Origin of the sequence: Rosistilla carotiformis, from assembly GCF_007753095.1 — a bacterium.
Lineage (GTDB): Bacteria > Planctomycetota > Planctomycetia > Pirellulales > Pirellulaceae > Rosistilla > Rosistilla carotiformis.
Window position 1 is genome coordinate 1,569,295 of sequence record NZ_CP036348.1, and the last position, 20,159, is coordinate 1,589,453.

At 58.7% G+C, this 20,159-nt stretch carries 14 protein-coding genes; 4 read left to right on the plus strand and 10 right to left on the minus strand.

Annotated elements, in window-relative coordinates; all coding sequences use genetic code 11:
* The first annotated feature begins 339 nt into the window (after positions 1–339).
* Positions 340–2,853 carry a hypothetical protein gene (locus Poly24_RS27920; protein ID WP_231753484.1) on the plus strand — a complete coding sequence of 838 codons (2,514 nt, stop codon included), beginning with the start codon at positions 340–342 and terminating at the stop codon, positions 2,851–2,853.
* A 1,282-nt stretch (positions 2,854–4,135) separates the two neighbouring features.
* On the opposite strand, the gene Poly24_RS05845 is transcribed toward Poly24_RS27920, so the two are convergent.
* Together Poly24_RS05845 and Poly24_RS05850 are read right to left on the minus strand one after the other, a co-directional pair.
* On the minus strand, positions 4,136–7,459 hold the full coding sequence (locus Poly24_RS05845) for a beta-ketoacyl-ACP synthase 3 (protein ID WP_145091818.1): 3,324 nt from the start codon (positions 7,457–7,459) through the stop codon (positions 4,136–4,138).
* 159 nt (positions 7,460–7,618) lie between these two features.
* Positions 7,619–7,855 carry a hypothetical protein gene (locus Poly24_RS05850; protein WP_145091821.1) on the minus strand — a complete coding sequence of 79 codons (237 nt, stop codon included), beginning with the start codon at positions 7,853–7,855 and terminating at the stop codon, positions 7,619–7,621.
* A gap of 190 nt (positions 7,856–8,045) precedes the next feature.
* Between Poly24_RS05850 and Poly24_RS05855 the strand changes: the two genes are divergently transcribed.
* Positions 8,046–9,017 carry a glycosyltransferase gene (locus Poly24_RS05855; protein WP_145091824.1) on the plus strand — a complete coding sequence of 324 codons (972 nt, stop codon included), beginning with the start codon at positions 8,046–8,048 and terminating at the stop codon, positions 9,015–9,017.
* Positions 9,018–9,091: 74 nt separating this feature from the next.
* Here Poly24_RS05855 and araD read toward each other — a convergent pair whose 3' ends face one another.
* The 6 genes from araD to Poly24_RS05885 all read right to left on the minus strand — a co-directional run bounded on the left by araD (position 9,092) and on the right by Poly24_RS05885 (position 15,602).
* Positions 9,092–10,828, minus strand: a complete 1,737-nt coding sequence (gene araD, locus Poly24_RS05860; protein ID WP_145091827.1) for an L-arabinonate dehydratase — start codon at positions 10,826–10,828, stop codon at positions 9,092–9,094.
* Positions 10,829–10,891: 63 nt separating this feature from the next.
* Entirely contained in the window at positions 10,892–11,458 is a 567-nt protein-coding gene (locus Poly24_RS05865; protein ID WP_145091830.1) for a hypothetical protein, read from the minus strand.
* 4 nt (positions 11,459–11,462) lie between these two features.
* Complete coding sequence (locus Poly24_RS05870; protein WP_145102625.1) at positions 11,463–12,185, minus strand: uracil-DNA glycosylase family protein; 723 nt, start codon at positions 12,183–12,185, stop codon at positions 11,463–11,465.
* Positions 12,186–12,457: 272 nt separating this feature from the next.
* Positions 12,458–13,264 (minus strand): WecB/TagA/CpsF family glycosyltransferase, encoded by an 807-nt coding sequence (locus Poly24_RS05875; RefSeq protein WP_145091833.1) that lies wholly within the window; start codon positions 13,262–13,264, stop codon positions 12,458–12,460.
* Complete coding sequence (locus Poly24_RS05880; protein WP_145091836.1) at positions 13,257–14,471, minus strand: glycosyltransferase family 4 protein; 1,215 nt, start codon at positions 14,469–14,471, stop codon at positions 13,257–13,259. Before Poly24_RS05880 ends, Poly24_RS05875 begins: the two co-directional genes overlap by 8 nt.
* Before the next feature lie 42 nt (positions 14,472–14,513).
* Positions 14,514–15,602 carry a lipopolysaccharide biosynthesis protein gene (locus tag Poly24_RS05885; protein ID WP_231753485.1) on the minus strand — a complete coding sequence of 363 codons (1,089 nt, stop codon included), beginning with the start codon at positions 15,600–15,602 and terminating at the stop codon, positions 14,514–14,516.
* Positions 15,603–16,252: 650 nt separating this feature from the next.
* On the opposite strand from Poly24_RS05885, the gene Poly24_RS05890 reads away from it, so the two are divergent.
* Both Poly24_RS05890 and Poly24_RS05895 read left to right on the plus strand, forming a co-directional pair.
* A complete protein-coding gene (locus Poly24_RS05890) occupies positions 16,253–16,630 on the plus strand; it encodes a hypothetical protein (RefSeq protein ID WP_145091842.1) in 378 nt (125 codons plus the stop codon).
* Between the two features lie 213 nt (positions 16,631–16,843).
* A complete protein-coding gene (locus Poly24_RS05895) occupies positions 16,844–18,250 on the plus strand; it encodes an undecaprenyl-phosphate glucose phosphotransferase (protein WP_145091845.1) in 1,407 nt (468 codons plus the stop codon).
* Positions 18,251–18,393: 143 nt separating this feature from the next.
* On the opposite strand, the gene Poly24_RS05900 is transcribed toward Poly24_RS05895, so the two are convergent.
* Both Poly24_RS05900 and Poly24_RS05905 read right to left on the minus strand, forming a co-directional pair.
* Complete coding sequence (locus Poly24_RS05900; protein WP_145091848.1) at positions 18,394–18,825, minus strand: cytidine deaminase; 432 nt, start codon at positions 18,823–18,825, stop codon at positions 18,394–18,396.
* Positions 18,822–20,117, minus strand: a complete 1,296-nt coding sequence (locus tag Poly24_RS05905; protein ID WP_145091850.1) for a thymidine phosphorylase — start codon at positions 20,115–20,117, stop codon at positions 18,822–18,824. Before Poly24_RS05905 ends, Poly24_RS05900 begins: the two co-directional genes overlap by 4 nt.
* Between the last annotated feature and the right edge of the window lie 42 nt (positions 20,118–20,159).

Below are 20,159 nucleotides of genomic sequence, written 5' to 3' on the forward strand. Positions count from 1 at the left end.
CTGCTCATAAGATAACGGATCGACAAGGGGTTTGCTCCCCTTTTTTGGCAACCTCGGCCAAGCTTTCCCCGCCAGACTCCGGCCTTGACCCTTTGAATCGGTGCGGTGTACTTTGACAGCCCTTGAAAATGTTGGGGTCGCTGCGCAATGACCGCTTCAATTGCTAGCAGGACACCGGTTTGGCGGCTGTCGTCGGCCCGGCATAAGATATAGGTTTCGCTTCGCCTTGATCGGTGGCATCGGTTGCCCGCCGGAGAGGTTCGTTTTAAAAGCTCCAGTCACGAAAGTAGCACCATTATGGCAGGCCCTCTGTCGATTTTTCGTAGTAATCAAAAGATAATGGTCGCGGCCTTGGCCGGATTGGCCATGATTGCGTTTGTCGTCCTTCCGGCGCTTCAGGTTTACTTGGATTCCAGTCGTGGCGGTGGCGGACAGAGCGAAGCTGTCGCAACCATTGGTGGCGAAAAAGTCGATATGGCGAAGATGAATCGCTATCTTCGCAACCACCAGCTGACCACGCGTTTCCTTGCCGATGTGGCGAAGAAGGTGATGGACAAGGGAGGACGTCCCCAAGTTCCTGGGTTTGCCGTCGACCAACAGGGGAACGTCCAACGCGTTGGCATCTCCAACCAAATGTCGCTGGACAACGCGCTGCGAACCTATCTGTTGTCGCGGAAAGCGAAGGAGATGGGCTTCGATCTCGATGACGGTGCGATCGATCAATGGCTGCGTTTGTATGCCAACGACAAAGTCACCGAAGGCGAGATGGACGCGATCCTGTCGACATCTTCGGATAACCAAATCGGTCGCTACCAATTGGCCAGCGTGCTCAAAACCGAACTGCTAGCCAACGCGGTCGAACGCGTCGGACAGACGGGGATTGCTGCCGGAGCCCAGCCGCTGACATCGCCCGGCGAGAGCTGGGAGCTGTTCAAGCAGATGAACCAACAAGCGACGATCGATGCCTATCCGGTTGTCGTGGCCAGCTTCACCGATCAGGTTCCCGACGACAAACTGCCCGAAGCCGAAGTCAAAGCACTGTACGAAAAGCACAAAGATGACTTCCCCAATCCCGATTCCGCGACCCCCGGCTTCCGCCGCAATTATTCGGCGAACGTCGAATATTTGACCGCATCGTTCGACAGTTTCCTGGAAGCGGAAAAGAAGACGATCAGCGAAGAGGACCTCCGCGCAGAATACGATCGTTTAGTCGCTCAAGGTCGTTTCAAGGAATTTGTCCTCGACGAGAAGCCTGCGGACGAGAAGCCTGCAGATGAGAAGCCTGCAGACGAGAAGCCTGCAGACGAGAAGCCTGCGGACGAGAAGCCTGCGGACGAGAAGCCTGCGGACGAAAAGCCTGCAGATAAAAAGCCTGCGGATGAAAAGCCTGCGGATGAAAAGCCTGCGGATGAAAAGCCTGCGGATGAAAAGCCTGCGGATGAAAAGCCTGCAGACGAAAAGCCTGCGGAGGAACCCAAGGGGGACGCTGGCGACGATGCCAAAGAAGAGGCGGGGGCTGCGGATCAGTCTTCGACCAGCCAACGTTCGATGTTTCGCCTCGCTGCATTCCGTCCGCAGGACGATGAAAAAGCCGAAGAAGAGCCACCGGTAGAAGAAGAAAAACCAGCGGACGCACCGAAGGCCGAAGAGAAGAAGGACGAACCAGCCAAGGCGGATGAGAAGCCAAAGGCTGAGGAAAAACCTGCGGACGAGAAGCCAGCCGATTCGAAGCCGGAAATGAAGGCTGACGAAGCCAAGCCTGCGGAAGAGAAGAAAGACGAACCAGCCAAGACGGAAGAAAAGCCAAAGGCTGAGGAAAAACCAGCCGACGAAAAGCCCGCCGATGCGACGCCGGAAATGAAGACTGACGCAGCGGCAGAAGAATCGCCCGCTGAAGGACTGACGCCTCCCGAAGCTCCGAAAACGCGTGTTCAGACGTTTGAAGAAGTGAAGGATCAAGTCGCCAGCGAACTCGCGTTGCCAGCGGCTCGGGCTGCCATGCAGAAGGCGATGGGGCAAGCTGAAAGCGAAATGAAGCGTTACTTCGGTGCCCGCATGCTGTGGCAAGGTGACAAGGACCAAGGTAAGAAAGTGGGCGAAGCTCCCGAATTCAGTCTGAAGGACTTGGGTGCGGCTTTAGGCCTGCAATACGGCGTCACCGGCATGCAGGACCCGTTGTCGGTCGCCGACCAACCGATCGCGAGCTCGCAAACTCAAGGGATGGGGTTTGGCGGTGGCGATTCGTTTGCTAGCCTGATCTACAACGACCAATTCCCGCTCTATACCCCCAAGCGAACCGACAGCAACCCACCGGGATCGGCTTTCGTATTCTGGAAGACCGAACAGCGTGAACCGTTCACTCCCGAGTTTGAGGAGATCGAAGCGGAAGTCAAAGATGCGTTGCGATTGATAAAAGCACGTGAATTGGCAAAGACCGAAGCCGAAGCGTTGGCGAAGAAGTTGAACAACGCCAATGCGGAAACGATTGCGGCGGAGATCCCTGAAGCGAAACAGACCTTGGTGATCGGCGACGTGGGACCTTTCACGGCGATGCAAGGCTTCGGTTTGAGTGTTCCGGATCTGGATCGCGTTGGCCCCGATTTCATGAAAGCCGTCTTCTCCACTTCCGAGAAAGCCTTCGGCAGCGCAGCGAATCAACCGCAGAACACGTTCTACGTGTTCCAGGTGAAGTCAACGTCGCCGGACCTGGAAAAGCTTCGCGAGGATTTCATGCAGCCCGCTCAACGGATGCGACTGCGACAATTCGCGAACTTCCAAGCCGGTCAATTGTTCCGCGACTGGTATGCTTCACTGGAAAGCGAAATGGGCGTGACTTGGGAAAACCAAGAGTAGACGAACCCATCGCCCTCGGCGTCATCCATTGAGCACGTGTCGCTTGCGACACGTGCTCCGCAGGACGGAATCATCGGTCCGAAGCGTCGCAAAGCGACCCGATGCGCCTGCCAATGCTTCGCCATTCGATGGCAGACTTTCCATCCACGCCCTCGGGTTGAACTCGCAGCCCTTGGCCCGACGCAAAGTGGTGCGTCCTGGAACCGATCTTCAGCGTCTCGGCATGCCGAGCGGTATCGCGGCCACCGCACGGACAGGGGAACGCTTCGCTGGCGTTCGGAGAGAGGGGCGATCCCGCGATCGATCTCAGAACGTCGAACGGGTGCATGATACGCTGGTTTCCGAGCCCGCCGTGCCGTGGGATCGATCCGTCTCGCAGGCCCTCAGCGGTCCGCAGTACGCACCAGAATCGCGAGGCGAAGAACACACCTTTGCAATCTTTCGCCGACGTGCGGTTGTCGTAGCGTTTTGAGCGCGCCAGGCTGTGGCGAGGAACCGTATGGCCATCCGCTTGCGCTCGGTTTGCCACCATCTCGCTAGCTGCCGCAGTCTGCCAGGAGTGAAACCGTTCGAAATCCCCCTGCTCCGAATCTGCGGTGGCTTCGTTCGGACGGCGGCGAACCCTAGGGGCCACGGAACGTCGAAGAGCAACCGTTCTGGAATATTGAATCACCCGAATCCAGCATCGGAAGGGGGCAGGCGGTTCCAGTGCTCCACGGTCTTCCCACTTAACGGCTGGAACGTGGGAAGCTGGAGCGCGATTGCGTCTCACCGCCCTCATGTCTCGTGCAGTGAGAGGGGCCGTTTCGAGCCACGTCGAGCCACGTCGAGCCATCGCTACTGCTCAGCCTACGTTCCATGGCACAGCCTGCCATTGGCGTGATGCGAACCTCGACAAATGGAGACGTTTGCTTTCGAAGCACGCAAAGGGTGAATCAGGCACCTCTCACCGTCGCTTTGCTATCGGGCCAAAGTGCAACGTGAATGGCGAGCTCCGGCCCTGGGGTCGGATTCCGCTCGGCTCGAACCGGCCAAACGGTGGGACCGGCTGGCAGTCGTTGTACTGCTTCGATTGTTACTTATGTCCGCGAGCATCTGGCGAACCAGGTCTCTGGTTCTTTCACGCGCGTTCGACCTCCCCAACGAAGCTGCGTCAGAGAAAGGGGAAGTCGCTCGTTGGCAACGACCAGTCTTCACCCCCCAGCGGGCTGGGAGGATCGGGGAAAGAGCGTTTCACGATGCTTTCCGGGGAGCTCGGCTTGGCGGTTCCAAGCGGAGGTCGCTAGTTCTTTTCCAAGATTCCAGCACCGAAGGTGACTCCGCCACCGTAGGCACACATACCGAATCGCTCGCCCGATTTCATCTTCGGCAAGACTTCGCTCAGACATAGCGGGATGCTGGTCGACGACGTATTGCCGTGCTCGCGGATGTTGCTGAAGACCGACGACGAAACGCGACTCTGGATCGCATCGATGATCCGTTGGTTCGCTTGGTGCGGGACGATCAGGTCGAGGTTATCGACGCCGTAGCCCTGCTGATCGCAAACACGCGTCAGGCTGCCGATCATCGCGCGAACCGCTTCGGCAAACACTTTACGGCCCTTCATTTTGATGAAGCCATTGTTTTGCGACGGTACTGACAGCGTGCTGCCATCGTCGGCTCGAGCCGAGAGTTCGGGACGGTGCAGCCGCGCCTTGGATCGGCCGAAGTGATCTTCGCCGTACAACACGGTCGCGCTGCTAGCATCGCCAAACAGGATTGCGGTGTCCAGGTCGCCCAGGTCCAACAGTGGCGAAAGGACTTCCGCGGTCACGATCAACACGCGAGCATGAGGCTTGCTTTGCAAGAAGTCGTAACCGGCTTGCAATGCGTATAGATAGCCCGAGCAGGCGGCACTGATGTCGTAGGCTTGGATCATCGCTTCGCTGGCACCGCCCGTCAATTGATGCAGCACTTGGCATGCCATCGACGGCGTGACGAAGCTTGGCGAGGTCGTTGCACAGATCACCAGGTCGATGTCGTCGACGATCAAACCCTCGCGGTCCAGGATCTCCCAGCACGCTTGGCTGGCCATGCTCTGTGCTGTCTCGCTTCCTTGAACCCAATGACGGAACTGGATTCCGGTGCGACGCATGATGTCTTCGGGAGACATCGATTTGCCTTCGACCAGTTCTTCGTTCGTGATCAATCGGCTGCCTTGAACCGTTGCGACACCCGAGATGCCGACATCAAACGGACGTCGCTCGATCGTTTGGCGAGGAACCAACAAGCGGTTGGGATCGGTCACACGGCGACGCAGGACGGGTGTGCCTGGGTTTTCGGTGGTCACCGGTTTCGGACGCTTGTTATCGGTCGCACAACGGACGCTGGCAATCACATCGCCCACGGGAACCGTATCCCCTTCGGCCACAAAGATCTCTTCGATCGTGCCGTCGATTTGACTTGTCAGATCGAAGACGCTTTTGGTGGCTTCCAGCGATGCGACGACGTCTCCACGCGACACCTGTTGGCCCGGCTTGATATTCAGTTCGACCAGCAGAACGTTTTCGTCCGATGGGCCCGAACCGATCGCTTCGATCTCCGCCATGCCGACTTCCAGTTCCTTCGGCGCAATCCATTCGAGGTCCATGTTCAACAGCTCGGCCGCGGTCGACAGAACCCGTTTGAACGATGGCAGAACTTCGATTTGGTTGGCGAAGTTGCAAGGAATCAGGGTGTCGGCGCGTGTCACGCGGCGCATCGCCACGGGAACTCGAGTTTTTTCGGCGATCGTCGCAACGACTTCGCCACCGATTCCGCAGGTGTGATTGTCTTCGTGAACGACGATCAGGCGGGCTGTTTTTTCAGCCGACGCCAGGACGGTCGCTTCGTCCCAAGGGGAGAGCGAACGCAGGTCGATCACTTCGGCTTCGATCCCTGCTTGTTCCAAAGCGGTTGCCGATTTTTCGCACAGAGAAACGGTGTTTCCCCAGCCAACCAAAGTGATGTCGCGGCCGGCTCGCACTTTGCGTGCGACACCAATCGGCGTGAACTGTTTCGCCGTGTCGGGGCTTGTCGATTGGCTCGGATCGTTCAGCAATGCCTTCGGATAGAAGAAGACGCTGGGACGACCCGATTCAAACGCCGCGTTCAACATTCCTGCCGCATCGCCGGCAGTGCTGGGCATGTAGACGTCGACGCCGGGAATGTGGGCACAGACGGATTCGAACGAGTGGGAGTGGAAAGGGCCCAAGCCGGGGCGATAGCCGCCGCAGGGAACCATCACGATCACGGGCGATTCCCAAGTGCCATTGGTCCGCCAGTACATGCTGCCCAGTTCGCTGGTCAATTGGTTGTATGCCAGCGGCAGAAAGTCGGCGAACTGAATGAAGGCAACCGGACGTTGTCCCACCAGGGCGCGGCCAATCGAGTTTCCCAGGATGGTCGATTCCGACAGCGGCGCGTTGCAGACGCGTCCCGGGTAAGCGGTGCTGAGCCCACGTGTGACGCCAAAGACGTCTCCCTTGGGATCTTCGATGTCCTGGCCGTACAGGAAGACGCGGTCGTCGGTGGCCAGGCGATCTCGCAGGACCGAACGCATCGCGTCTTTCATCGTCAATTGGCCGTCCGCTTCCCGATCGCCGCGGTGTTCGCGCGACGGATGGGTCAGTTCGACCTGCAACGGTTTCTTGGCTTCGTGGGTCGCGGAAGGTTGGGCGGCGTAGATTGCGTCGTTTTCATCGGCAGCCACTTCGGCGACGACGGTCTCGCGAATCGCAGCGAGTTCCGCTTCGGTGATCCCACGTTCGAGCAGTTGTTGCTCAAAACGGACCAGCGGATCACGCTCGTTCTGCGCCGCTCGGATATCTTCGGTCGGTCGATAGATCGATTGATCGTCGGCGTTGGTATGGTTGCTCAGACGTTCGGTTTGCAGCAGCACCAGGGCTGGGCCGCGCGACTCACGCATCTGTTGAACCAAGTCACCCAAGGCGGCGTCGGATGCGACGATATCGCGGCCATCGACGCGGTGGATCGGCAGGCCATAGAAGGAATCGGCATCGCCGTCGGGAAGCGAGAAGAAGGTTTGCCCACGCGTCTCGGTCGAGATTGCCCATTGGTTGTCTTGGATGACGATCAGCAGCGGAACTTGCAAGCGAACCGCCTCGGCGACCCCTTCCAAGAACTCGCCCTCTTGAGTCGATCCGTCGCCGATGCAGTAGATCGTGATGGGGGTGTGCTTTTTCTCTTTGGTCGCCGCAGCAACGCCAACCGCTTGCAGGGCAGCGTTTCCGACGGGCCCGCCGAGGCTAAGGATATGCAGGTCGGCATCGCTCATCTGGGCGCACATCTGGCGGCCGCGCGAGTGCGAAGTGTCGTTGCACAGCGACGCATCGAAGAATTTACGCGGCGTCACACCGCGCGCAATCATCAACGCCTTGTCGCGGTAATGCAAATGCAACCAATCGTGTTTGGTCAGATGACGCGCCAAGACTGCCGGCGCTTCGTGCCCGGCCCCCGAAACGTGAAAGAAGGACTCTCCGCGGCGGGTGAGTTCCTGCTCAACACGATCAACTTCGCGGGCCGTGAACATCGACTTGTAAAGCGACAGCAGTTGATTTCGATCCATCGAAATATTCCGGTCGAGAGGACTGAGCTATATCGATTGTCGCGGCAAGACTCCTCCGATATTGCTATCAAAGTCGTTCAGGACGGGGCAATCAGCGGGACTGGCGATGCGGGGAAGCGGTCGCCTATAAATTTGTATCGGTTCTCGCACGCCGAACGATCATTCCTCATGAATGGATTCTCCGAGTTGCAGCGAGCCAAGCGAATGGTCGGACAAATCGGTAATTAATGCAATACAAACCTTGCCAGTTTTCAACGACATCCTGTCGCGAGCTGCCCCATACAAACGGTTCTGGGCGGTTTGCACGGCAGTGGGTCGCCAATTGCCTGCTTTTTTGTCTCTTTCCCAACCGTAGATGATTTTTTCTCGCGTCCCTACAGAAGCGATTGCTAGCACGACGGTGCTGCTTCGATTGCAAAGATACCTTATGTTCCATATCATTTGCCAAACTCACCGTCGTGCGCAACCGAAAAAGATCGCGTAGGCGGGAAGAGTGCGTACATGGTTCGCTATCAATCAGGACTCTGATATCGCAGCCCCGCTTGCTTGCTCGTTTTTTACCCTTTACCGCTGCGCGAGATGATCGATGGAGACTGGAAAGCGAGCCGTTCGCATCGTCGCTCGCCAAAACGGTGTCGGCTTAGAACGGGATGTTCAACTGTTGCAAAGCGCCCTTCCGCCGGGGACGCTCGTTGAAAACCACTCGGTCCGCTCGCTCGCTTCGATTGCCGACCGTTTCAAATCACTTTGCTGTCCCCCCGCGCCTGGGACAGAACCACTCAATGTGATGATCGAACGGGTTCCTTGGTGCTGGGTCAAGAACCAAGGCCAAAGCGTTTTGCTGCCCAACCAGGAACGCTTCCCCGAACGCCTGCTTCATCGGTTGAGCGATATCGACATCGTTTTGTGCAAGTCGCGGCATGCCGAAGAAATCTTCAGCCGTCATGCCAAAGAAGCCCGCTTCATCGGCTTCACCTCGTTGGATCGTCGACTGCCCGAGGTCGCTCCCGATTACGGCAAGTTTTTCCACTTGGCAGGCAGCAGCACGCTCAAGGGGACACAAATGCTGCTGGAACTGTGGAGCCAGAATCCGCAGTGGCCAACGCTAACGATCGTCCAACATCCTCGCCACGCTCCCGAAACGGTTCCGGCAAACGTCGTGCTGTTCAAAGAGTATCTGACCGATGCGGTCCTGCAGCGGATGCAAAACGAACACGGGATCCATCTGTGCCCGTCGCGATCCGAAGGCTGGGGACACTACATCGTCGAAGCGATGTCGTGCGCCGCGGTTGTCGTCACCACCGACGCTCCGCCGATGAACGAGCTTGTCGATGAATCGCGTGGCTTCCTCGTTCCTTGGAACCATTCTCAGCCACGGCAGTTGGGAACCGACTTTTTTGTCGACCCCGTCGAATTGCAACGCGTCATCAACGAGATTTTGGCGACCGATACCGCTTCGCTCGAGCAACGGGGCCAAGCCGCTCGCGCTTGGTTCGAGACCAACGAGGTCGAATTCCAAACCCGCGCTCGCGAGCTGTTCCTCGAACTGTTGCAGTAGTCACCGCTGCCGTTGCGGCTGGCAGTATTCGCACGTCCCCAGCTAGCATTTCGCTCGCAGTCCACCCCGGCCGATCAATTGATCTCGGGATCTTTGTCTTTGCTGCCATCGGCGTGCAAGAAACGGAAGTCGCAGCCGAGGTTGGCCTGCGTCGTCTGTTCGAAGTACAGTTTTCCGTAACCGCGAGTGAACTTGTTCTCCGGCTGCGTCCAACCGCTGCGGCGACTGGCGAGTTCCTCGTCGCTGATCTCTAGTTCGATCTGCCGTCCGGCGACGTCCAAACGAATCATGTCGCCATCTTGGACAAACGCTAGCGGCCCGCCGACAAATGATTCCGGTGCCACGTGCAGCACGCACGCGCCGTAACTGGTGCCGCTCATCCGCGCGTCGGAGATCCGGACCATATCGGTCACGCCCTGTTCCAGCAGATATTTTGGAATCGGCAGCATGCCCCATTCGGGAATCCCCGGAGCGCCCAAGGGACCTGCGTTTTGCAAGACGATCACATGGTTAGCGGTCAGTCCCATGGCGGGATCATGGATCCGAGCCTTCAGATCGGGGTAGTTCTTGAAGACGGCTGCCGGCCCGCGATGCTGCAACAAATGCTTCTCAGCCGCTGGCGGTTTGATCACGCAACCGTCGGGAGCGAGGTTGCCGCGAAGAACGGCTAGGCTGCTCGATTCGCTCAACGGATTCGAACGCGGACGAATCACATCCTCGTCGTACACCTCCGCTCCTTCGATCGCTTCGCCCAGCGTCGTCCCGGCGACATTGGGGCAATCGAGATTCAGCAGGTCGCCGATCCGATGCAGCAGCCCCTGCAGCCCGCCGGCATCAAACAGATCGGCCATCACGTATTTTCCAGCGGGCCGCAAGTTGCCGACGACTGGCGTCTTCTGCGAGATCTCGTCGAAGCGTTCCAGCGTCAACGGCACCTCGGCTCGTCCAGCCAAAGCCATCAAGTGAACGATCGCGTTGGTCGATCCGCCGATCGCCATCAACGCGGTGATCGCATTGTCGAACGATTCGGGAGTCATGAACTCCGACGGTTTGATGTCCAACCAAGCGAGTTCGACGGCGCGGGATCCGGTGGCCGATGCCATCCGCGAGTGAGACGAATGTGTCGCGGGAACCGACGAGGAGCCGGGCAGACACAGCCCCATCGTTTCGGCGATCGCCGTCATCGTCGATGCGGTTCCCATCGTCATGCAGTGGCCGGGCGATGCGGCGATGTGGTCTTCCAGTTCGCACCAGGCTTCGCACGACAGACGCCCCGCGCCGCGTTGATCCCAATATTTCCAAACGTCGCTACCGCTCCCCAGCGGTTCGCCGCGCCAACTGGTCCGCGACATCGGCCCGCCCGGCATGAAGATGCTGGGGATATCGACGCTGCGAGCTCCCATCAACATCGCCGGCGTCGTCTTGTCGCAGCCTCCCATCAAGATCACCGCGTCCAGCGGATAGGTCCGCAGCGTCTCTTCGGTCTCCATCGCCAACAGATTGCGATAGTACATCGACGTCGGCTTCATGAACGTTTCGCTGAGTCCCATCACGGGAATCTCGACCGGAAATCCACCCGCCTGCCAAACGCCTCGCTTGACGTCTTCGGCCCGCTGGCGGAAGTGGGCGTGGCACGAAATCAGATCGTTCCAGGTGTTCAAGATCCCGATCACCGGCTTGTCTTTAAACTCCTCGGTTGCAAACCCGGCTTGCTTCTGACGCGACCGATGCCCGAAGGAACGCAGGTCGTCGGGGCCGAAGTAGCGGTAGCTGCGGAGTTGTTCGGGCGTCTTGCGTGGTCGCTCACTCATGATCGGTTGCTTGGTTGGAGGCGGAAGAAATGCAGCTATAAATGGCTACTCAAACGCTGCGGATCAGTCCATAAAAGCGTAGCGGAAATTGGCTGCGAACAGCACCTGCCACTCCAGCCAAGCCAGCTGCTGACACTGCGACTGCAAATCGCCGCCGCTGCGAACCGCTCGCTGGCACAGGTCGACCATCGCATAGGGATCCCAGCGGTCGTCGGCGATCAGCGACGCGGTCTGATCGGTCACCAGCGGCGTCGCAGCCTCGGCCAAGGTCTCGAACGCTGGATGGGTTCCGACATTGCGGAACCAATATTTTGCGTTGCCAAAATCGTGCTCGCGGCGATGCATGATGCCATGCCAAAAGCTGCCGTCGGCGGTGTGGATATCCTGGCTGATCGAGTGCGATCGATCGAGATCGCCCGCCAGCAACCACAACCCGCTGTCGCAGCAGGCGGCCGCGTCGCGGTCGTGTGGTTTTCCTTGAGGATCCTGCAGCCGATTGCCGCTGATCCAATCGACGATCGCCGGATTGGCGGGGCCATCGCCAAGGCCTGGCAATTGCGACGCAGCGATCGCATCGACGAGTTTCTGCGGCAGCGGCAGCGAACAAAAATCTTCGGTCATGGAAATCATCGGTTCACCAAATCTGGAGGTCTTCGAGTTGCTTGGTCGCGGCTTCGGCCCAGCCTCGGTTGGCAGCGGGGCTGGCGGGGCTGGGGTGTAAGATTTTCGCCAATTTGCGATCTCCCGTCAGCACGCGGCCGGCACATTTTTCAGCAAACGCACCGACTCCCACAACCCAAGTCGGATCGAGAGCCTCGATCACTTCAGCCAAATGGGCGTCGCAGACCCGTTCCAATCCCTCGCGTTCGGCTTTCGACAATTTATCGGGAGTCACGTTCCGCGCCGACGCTTCCATGAAGACCAGCGGGCAATAGTTGGCCACGAAGTGCGCTTTGAAAAAATCTTTGGGGTCGGGGAAACGTTCGGCAAACAGCCCCCACAGCCGCCGTCCGGAGACCTCGCTGCGTTGGCAAGCAAACCCTTCGATCGGCCGCTTCGGATGTTCCGGATCCGGCTTGTCGACGTCGGTCTCGATCTTCATCCAGTTCCGCACCGCATCGATCTCGCCAAACGGAACGCCGGTCTGCGACATCCCCCACGGCCCGGGATTCATTCCCAACAGCAGAACCTTGCAGGTCGGTTTGGCGTATCGCGACAGATACATCCGATGCGCCGCGGCGGCATACCGCAGCGGGTTGTAGACGTGAGTCACCGGATCGGCGAACGACAATCGGTCGACTTCATCGGCCAGATTCGCGGCAGCTTCGATCAATCGAGTAGCGGTTTTATTGGGCATATTGATGTCGGCCCAACGTCTCGCCATGCAGCGACGCAATCGCTGCGGAACACGATCGAAGGGATCGATCCTTCAGTAGGATGGTTTCAGGGTTTTTGCGGCACCAGGAGGCAGCTTAGTTTAACCGCGTGCCCAACGGGCCGCGTGTTGGAGTCGAGGCTTCCGCCGACCGACGCGCGGGGCGTTGCCGCCGCGGTTAAACGATCTAGCACGCGATTTTACTCGCTTACGCTTCGTGCTCGTATGGTCGTGATCAAACGAGCACATGCCGTTCACCCAAACAATACCTCTTGCTGGGGCGGAGTGCCGTCGTCGGTTCGGCCTTTGAAGATACCCAGCCGTTGCAAGGCCAACAAGCTTAGGTACATCGGATTGAGGTACAGATAACGACGCCACAGTCGCGTCGGCTCTTTGACCAGACGAAACAGCCACTCCAGCCCGGCGCGTTGCATCCATGAAGGTGCCTGCGGCAACAGGTTGGCATGAAACGCAAACGCAGCTCCCACAGCGATCAGCGGCATCGAGATCCGATCGCGCATTTCAAACGCAAACGTTTCCTGCCGTGGGCATCCGATCCCGACGAAACACAAACTGGCACCGCTGGCGTTGATCTCGTCGGCCAGTTCGGAACACTCCTCGGGGGAGAGCGTCCGAAAACGAGAGGCTCGTGCGCCGGCGACTTTCAGTCCGGGAAACTTCTCGGCCAGCTTGTCGATCAAGACCGCGTTCATCTCGTCGGTCCCACCGAACAGGAAGATCGATTGCTGTTGTTCGACGCACGCCTGGCACAACCGCAGCGTCAATTCGGGCCCGTAGACGCGGTCGGTGAGCCCACAGCCGTGCAACAGGTTTAGCGCCCAACGGACTGGTTGCCCATCGGGACAGACGAGATCGAATCGATTCAGTCGATAGTTCTGTTCGCGATCCAAATAGCCGGTCATCACGCCATGCACCGCCAGCGCAGTGACCGACATCGATTGCCGCTCGACCGCCGCATGCATGATCTTGGCGACGGCGGCTTCATAGTCGACCGCGTCGACATTGACGCCGATCACACTGTGTTTTCCCGAATCAATCATCGCATCGATCGTTTGTTGAATGGCCCATTACAAATTGGCAGGCGTCGATCAAACCGGAGGCTGCAAACGCGGGAGTTCGATCGCGAACCGAATCGCGGCAGGCCTGAGCCATAGACCCGCGAGTCGCCGCGTCGCAAGCGAGCCAGCGGTCCAAACAGCCAGCCAAACCGCTGTCGTCTCGAGGATCGTAAAGCCAGCCGTTGCGATCGTCTTGCAAAAGCGTGGTGCTCGCCTGTGCCAACAGACTGCCGATCACTGGCAGCCCCGAATGCAAAGCTTCATTGACGACCAAGCCCCACTCGTCGGCTAGCGTTGGAAAGATCAAAAGATCGTGCGCCGGCATCAGCGTCGGCAGTTGTTCGCTGGGCAAGTTCCCGGTGAATTCGATTCCCAAATTCGCTGGCGTCGCGACAGCACTCAACGACTCACGCAACGGTCCCTCTCCCACCATCGTCAACTGGAACGTTTGCTCCGCGTGCTGCTGCGCATAACGGACGACTTGCTCGACCATCGCCTCCACTCCTTTCCGCTGCGTCATCTGGCCGATGTACAACATCCGCGTGACGCTTGGCGAACCCGAGGACTGCCGCGGGCCGGTGTAGATGCTGTCGGGGTTGGCCGCGTAAGGAAAGTGGAACAGTCGTTTGGGATCGGCGCCGAGATCGCTTAGCACATCGAAGCAACTGGGGCCGTTGTAAGTGATCGCGTCGGCGCGGCCGATCAGCCATCGCCGAGCGGCGGCCCGCATCATCCCCCGTCCCTGTTCGGTATGCTGCGACATATACGTACACAGAATCAGCTTACTGCGCCGGTGCAAGATCCGATGCAGAGAACTGGCTAACGAGCGAAACCCAAGCTCTAAACTGAGCACGATGTCGGGCTGCAGTCGCCGTAACTGGCGGCCGGTATCGTAGGGGACGTGAACATATAAGGTGTCGTCAAAACCGGCCGAATGTCGCCAACGGCGTTGCAGCGTAAGCGTCTTCTGCAGCGTCACGTCCAGCCCTTCCCAACGCGGCTGGAAGTGCCGGTTCGGTTCGACATCGGTCGACAACAGCACGTGGAAGTCGCGGATCTGTCGCGACAGCTCTCGATAGATCGGCAACTGGTAGATCGGAATGTAATGCGTCAACAAAACCACCCGCGCATCGACGACCGGAGCGTCGCAGCGCGTTGGTTTCGGATGCGATTGCAATTCCGTATTCATGATCGAAACGTCTTTCCTCTACGTTGCACCTGCACGTTCTCCCTAGACCTTGTTCTGCGAATTCGCTTGCGTTTGGCGGTACATCGCGAAGAAGACGATCACCAAGCAGACGAATTGCCCGGCGGCAAGCGCCACGGGGATGCTCCAGATTCCCATCCGCGGTTGCAATGCAAACGTCAACCCGATCAGAATCACCAACGCCACGATTCGCCCGGTGATTCCCGGCGTGGACATGCCGCGGCCGCGAAGGTACCCATCGGCTGTCATCAGCATTCCTCGCAGGCCTCCCGAAGGCAACAGATACCAGGCGAACATCACGGTGCCGGTAAACGCTTGTGAGTAAAGGATTGGCACGGCGTAAGGGATCACGAACGCCAATAGGCATCCTGTCGCGATCTGCCCCGCAAACATCAACGCGATAAAACGGGTCACTCCCGCCGCGGTCAACGGAGTGTTGGGATCGGCACCGTGCCGGAAGGAGAAGAGCGCCAACGCATTGGGGACGATGATCATCGTGCTGGCGATCGGGATCGCGCTGGTGTAGAAGCCTTGGTCGGTCAATGTTCCGAGAAACATAATTAGGAACAAGTCGGCGCGATCCAGTAGTTCGGCGGAGATTTGCGAAATCGCCAGCCCGCGATTTTCGCTCAGCGATTCGAGCACCGATTGCTGCGTCGGCCCGAACCAACTGCCTCGCATCCCGACTTGGCACAATAAAAGGCCAGCGACGCAAGATCCGACAAAAGCCCAGGTCACGTCGCGCAGATCGTTCCATTCGACCAGCCACATGCCCAACAGAAGCAGGGGGAAAAACGCGGCCGCGGCGGCTCGCAACGAACTGAGACGGTAGAAGTAGCCGCGTCCATGATCGACGCCTTGAACCGCCAGGCGGATGTGCTGCAGCGGAAGGGGCAATGCGACCAAGGATGCCAACGGGGCGAGGTAGCGTTTATCGACGGGCAACGCAAACCAGGCCAATAGAACACAGACCGCCGCGGTGACGATTCCTGTCGTGAGACCGTAACGCATCGCAGCACGCCTGGCCGCGGCGTCGTCCGCCGAGGCTGGCAACTTGGCTGCCAAGCGAGCAAAGATATCAGCCGATCCCAGCAAGCCCATGTACAAAAACATTTGTGGGTAGGCAACGATCGTCGCATAAGCTCCGCGTCCCTCGGGTCCCAGCAGGCGCGCGAGCAGGATCCCTTGGATCGCGAAGAATCCAAAAGTTCCGAACGCTGCGGCGATCGCGCTGGCGAGCGAGCGAATACGCCGCTTCGAAAGAACGCTCCCATCGGGCGTCGTCGCTTCCGATTCGGGAGATTCGATCGAAGAACTGGCGGAGATATCGGACGAAATAACGAGTGTTCCTATTCTGACGATAAAGCCGAACTATTGGGCTGGGCACTAGCTGCTGTGAGTTTACCCATAGATTGAACCGAGAACATGGCCATAGCAACGCTAAACAGACGGTCTAACGCAGAAAAAACGGACCGCGGGCCGGGTTATTGCGGCCACTACAGCGAACGTGAGCTAGCTAACAATTTTCGCTGGGGAACATCTGGGGGGCAGGTTGCTTGTCACCCCGCCGCAGAGACTTATTGGCGACTCTCGCAGCCGCCGAGCAGTAAATTTCCAGTCCTTTCCGCTGCGTGACCTAAGTTGTCCCTACCGGTCGCGATGATTAGTGGTGTCGAGGGGAACGAAACAGTTCACCTTGGCAAACGATTCTCCTGTTCGACCGGATGGCAACATCCAATCCACCTTTCAAGGATGACACTGCGATGGCAAAGTTCTACGTAAGCTGCGGATCTCAAGCTCTCATCATCTCGGCTCCTACCGCAGAATTCGCTGCGATGCGATTGATGGACGAAGCGATGGCAGCTCACGCTTGGATCTACGACGACGCGGATCTCAGCGAACAAGACCGTCGCGATCATCTGTGCCTCGAAGCGTTGTTGCACTTGAACGCGACCGTTCAAGTCAGCGAATGTGGGCTCGGCCGCAACGACGCCGGAGAGTTCGAAGTGCCAATCCTGCTGGATCAATGGCACCGCTTGATGACCGGCGTCAGCCGATTGTTTGTCGCTGCTGGGCTTGAACCGCGTCGCGTCTTGCCAGCCAACCTCGAGAACGTTTTGTATCCCAAATCGCCTCGCTAATCGCTGAAGGACGCCCGCTCCCCCATTCGAGATCGAGCCGTTTGTCAGCGGACCTGCCAACACTGCGACCCAGGTGTTGGAACCGCATCGTGGCGGCTCAGTTTTTCTTGGTGGAAGCTCGGTTTTGACCTAGAGTTTCGTGTTTCGCTGGCCACCGACGTGTGAGTGGTCGGCCGCGACTTCGCAAACCTTCCGTCATTATCGATCCGATCCATGCAATCGCTAACTCCCATTCGTCCCCGCCAGCGATCCATTGAATTTTTGCGATTGATCGTCGATGGGGGTGCCATCATCGGCACGCTGGCCATCGTCAAAGGTCTTTCGCCCGGCTGGTTTGACAACCAAGCGATCGTGGCTGGTCTGACAGCAATCCTGGCCTTCCTGTTGCTCGGGCATGTCACCGGTCTGTATCGCGCTGGCCTGGACATGACGGCGAATCAAGAAGTCGTTCGCGTGACGACGACGTGGGTACTGACCATGGCGGTGATCGCCGGGTTGGCGTTTTTTGCTCGCTACGGCCAGCACTTCGCTCGTTCGGTCGTTCTCGGATGGTGCGTCATGGCACCGGTGCTGATCTGCCTGATTCGGATGGTTTGGCGAGTCGTCCAGCGGATGCTTTTGAAACAAGGGATCGGCACCCGACGCGTTGCCATCGCCGGATTGAACGATCTTGGGCTTCAGGTCTCGCGGAACATCGAACAGTCCCCCGGCCTTGGCTTTCAGTTGACGGGATTTTATGACGATCGCGATCCCGAGCGTCGTTCGGACCTTGGCCCCAACGATCCCAAGCTGTTAGGCAAGATCGACGATCTGATCGTCGCAGCTCAAAACAACGAATTCGATATCGTGATGATTTCGCTGCCGATGCGAGCGGAGGATCGAATCAAGTTCATCTTGGAAAAACTGAGCGATTCGACCGCGTCGGTCTACATCGTTCCCGACTTCTTCGTCTTCGAATTGATGCATTCGCAATGGACCAACATGGGCGGAATCCCTGCGGTCAGCGTGTTCGAATCGCCACTGTACGGCGTCGATGGCGTCTCGAAACGGCTGGTTGATATCGCGGTCACCATCTCGGCTCTTGTCGCTGCGGCGATCCCGATGTTGATGATCGCCGCTGCGATCAAACTGACCTCCCCTGGTCCGGTCTTCTTCCGGCAACGACGTTATGGCGTCGATGGCCGCGAAATCCTGGTTTGGAAATTCCGCTCGATGACGACCTGCGACAATGGATCGGTCGTCCGCCAAGCGACCAAGGGAGATGCTCGGATCACGCCGCTCGGAGCGATCCTCCGCAAAACGTCGCTGGACGAACTGCCTCAGTTGTTCAACGTCCTCGAAGGTTCGATGTCGCTGGTCGGCCCACGGCCTCACGCATCGGCGCACAACGAACATTATCGCGGCCAGATTCGCGGCTACATGCTGCGTCATAAGATCAAACCGGGAATCACCGGTCTGGCCCAAGTGGAAGGCTGTCGCGGCGAGACCGACACTTTGGACAAGATGCAACGCCGCGTCGACTTCGACCATCGCTACATCCGCGACTGGTCGCTGTGGCTCGATATCCGCATCCTCTTCAAGACGCTGCTGGTCGCCTGGCGACAACCCGAAGCCTATTAGCCGTCGCCGTTACGAGCACGAAGCGCTGGTGAGTGACATTGCAGGCGTCGAACCGAGAATAAATTCGCTTATGCTTCGTGCTGGTATTGCTGTCGGGGAAACGTTTGGTCTGGACCAGTCTGCGGGACCGCCAACAATGGCACTTACCCCTCGCGAAAATCGTTGAACTGATTCGGCAACAGCTCGCCCAATGAAATCCGCTGGGTAATTTGGCGAGTCGACGCTTCGACCATCACGATCTCCAACGCCGGTCCGAATTCGATCAGAAACTGTCGGCAGGCGCCACACGGCGAGACGCTGCCGGTTGTGACCAGCACCAAGGTTTTGAATGCACGCTCTCCCGCGGCGACCGCTGCACTGGCGGCGGTTCGCTCGGCGCAGAGAGTTAGTCCAAACGAAACGTTTTCGACGTTACAACCTCGGTAGATCGCTCCCGATTCGGCCAGCAGAGCCGCACCGACTTGGAAGTTGCTGTACGGTGCATACGCTTGTTGGCGGACGTCGCAAGCGACGTCGATCAACGGAGTCAGCAGATCGGAATCTTCGGCGGAAGCGTTGATGTCGTCGGGATTCATGTTTTCTTCGACTCGATGCGTTGAATGATCAATGGCCGCGGCGCGACCGGTTCGTCGTCGATGATAAAGGATCGCTGCAGTTCCTTCGTCCAGCGTTCGGCTTGGTCATCCCTGCAGAAGACGAAGCCGAGTGGTTGCCCCGATTCGATCCGTTCGCCGATCGCGACATCGACTTGCAGCCCCACCGCCGGATCGATCGTGTCGCCGGCGCTGCGACGTCCGCCTCCCAGATCGACCACACATTGGCCGATCGTCGAGCACTCGATCAAGTGGACGAATCCCGCCCGCTGCGCCACGATCGGGTGCTTTGCTGCGACCGGCAGCTGGCCGGAGATCCGGGCACCTTGGGCAGCGATCATCTTTTCAAATCGCTCCATCGCCGAACCATCATCCCAAACGCGCTGCAGACGCAACAGGGCCTGGTCACGCGATGTGCAGACTTTCGCCGCGAGCAAGGCTTCCGCGGACAACTGCAGCGTCAGTTCGCGAACTTCCCCCGGCCCCTGACCACGCAATAGATCGAGGACTTCGTTCACCTCCAACGCATTGCCGACAGCGCGTCCCAACGGCTGATCCATATCGGTCATCAACGCCGACACAGGCAGCTGCATCTCGGTTCCCGTCTCGACCAACGCATTCGCCAATTGCAGCGCGTCGGAGTGCGATTTCATAAACGCCCCCGAACCGACTTTCACATCCATCACCAACGCGTCCAGCGACGCTGCCAGCTTCTTGCTCAAGATGCTGGCCGTGATTAGCGACACCGATTCGACGGTCCCCGTGACATCGCGGAGGCTGTAGAGTCGGCGATCGGCCGGCGCCAACCGCTCGCTGGCACTGACGATATGACAGCCGACGGCTTTCAGAAGCTGGGCAGATTGATCGAGATCAAAGTCGCAGCGGAAGCCGGGGATCGATTCGAGTTTATCCAACGTGCCGCCGGTCAGTCCCAGCCCGCGGCCGCTGATCATCGGAACCTGCACGTCGCAGCAGGCCAACAACGGCGCAAGGATCAAGGAAACCTTGTCTCCCAAGCCGCCGGTGCTGTGCTTGTCGACTCGCGGAACCGAAGAGGTGTCGCGCGGCAAGGATTCGCCACTGGCCAGCATCGCGGCGGTCAACGCCGAGATTTCCTGCGGCGTCATGCCGCGCAAACAGATCGCCATCGCCATCGCCGACATCTGCGGATCGGAGACCTCACCGCGCGTAAAGGCCTCGATGAACCAAGCGATCTCGGCGTCGTTCAACGGATGTCCATCGCGTTTCTTCGCGATCAATACTGCGGGGATCAATCCATTGCCTCCATCGTAAAATCGACTCGATTCTGCAGCCTG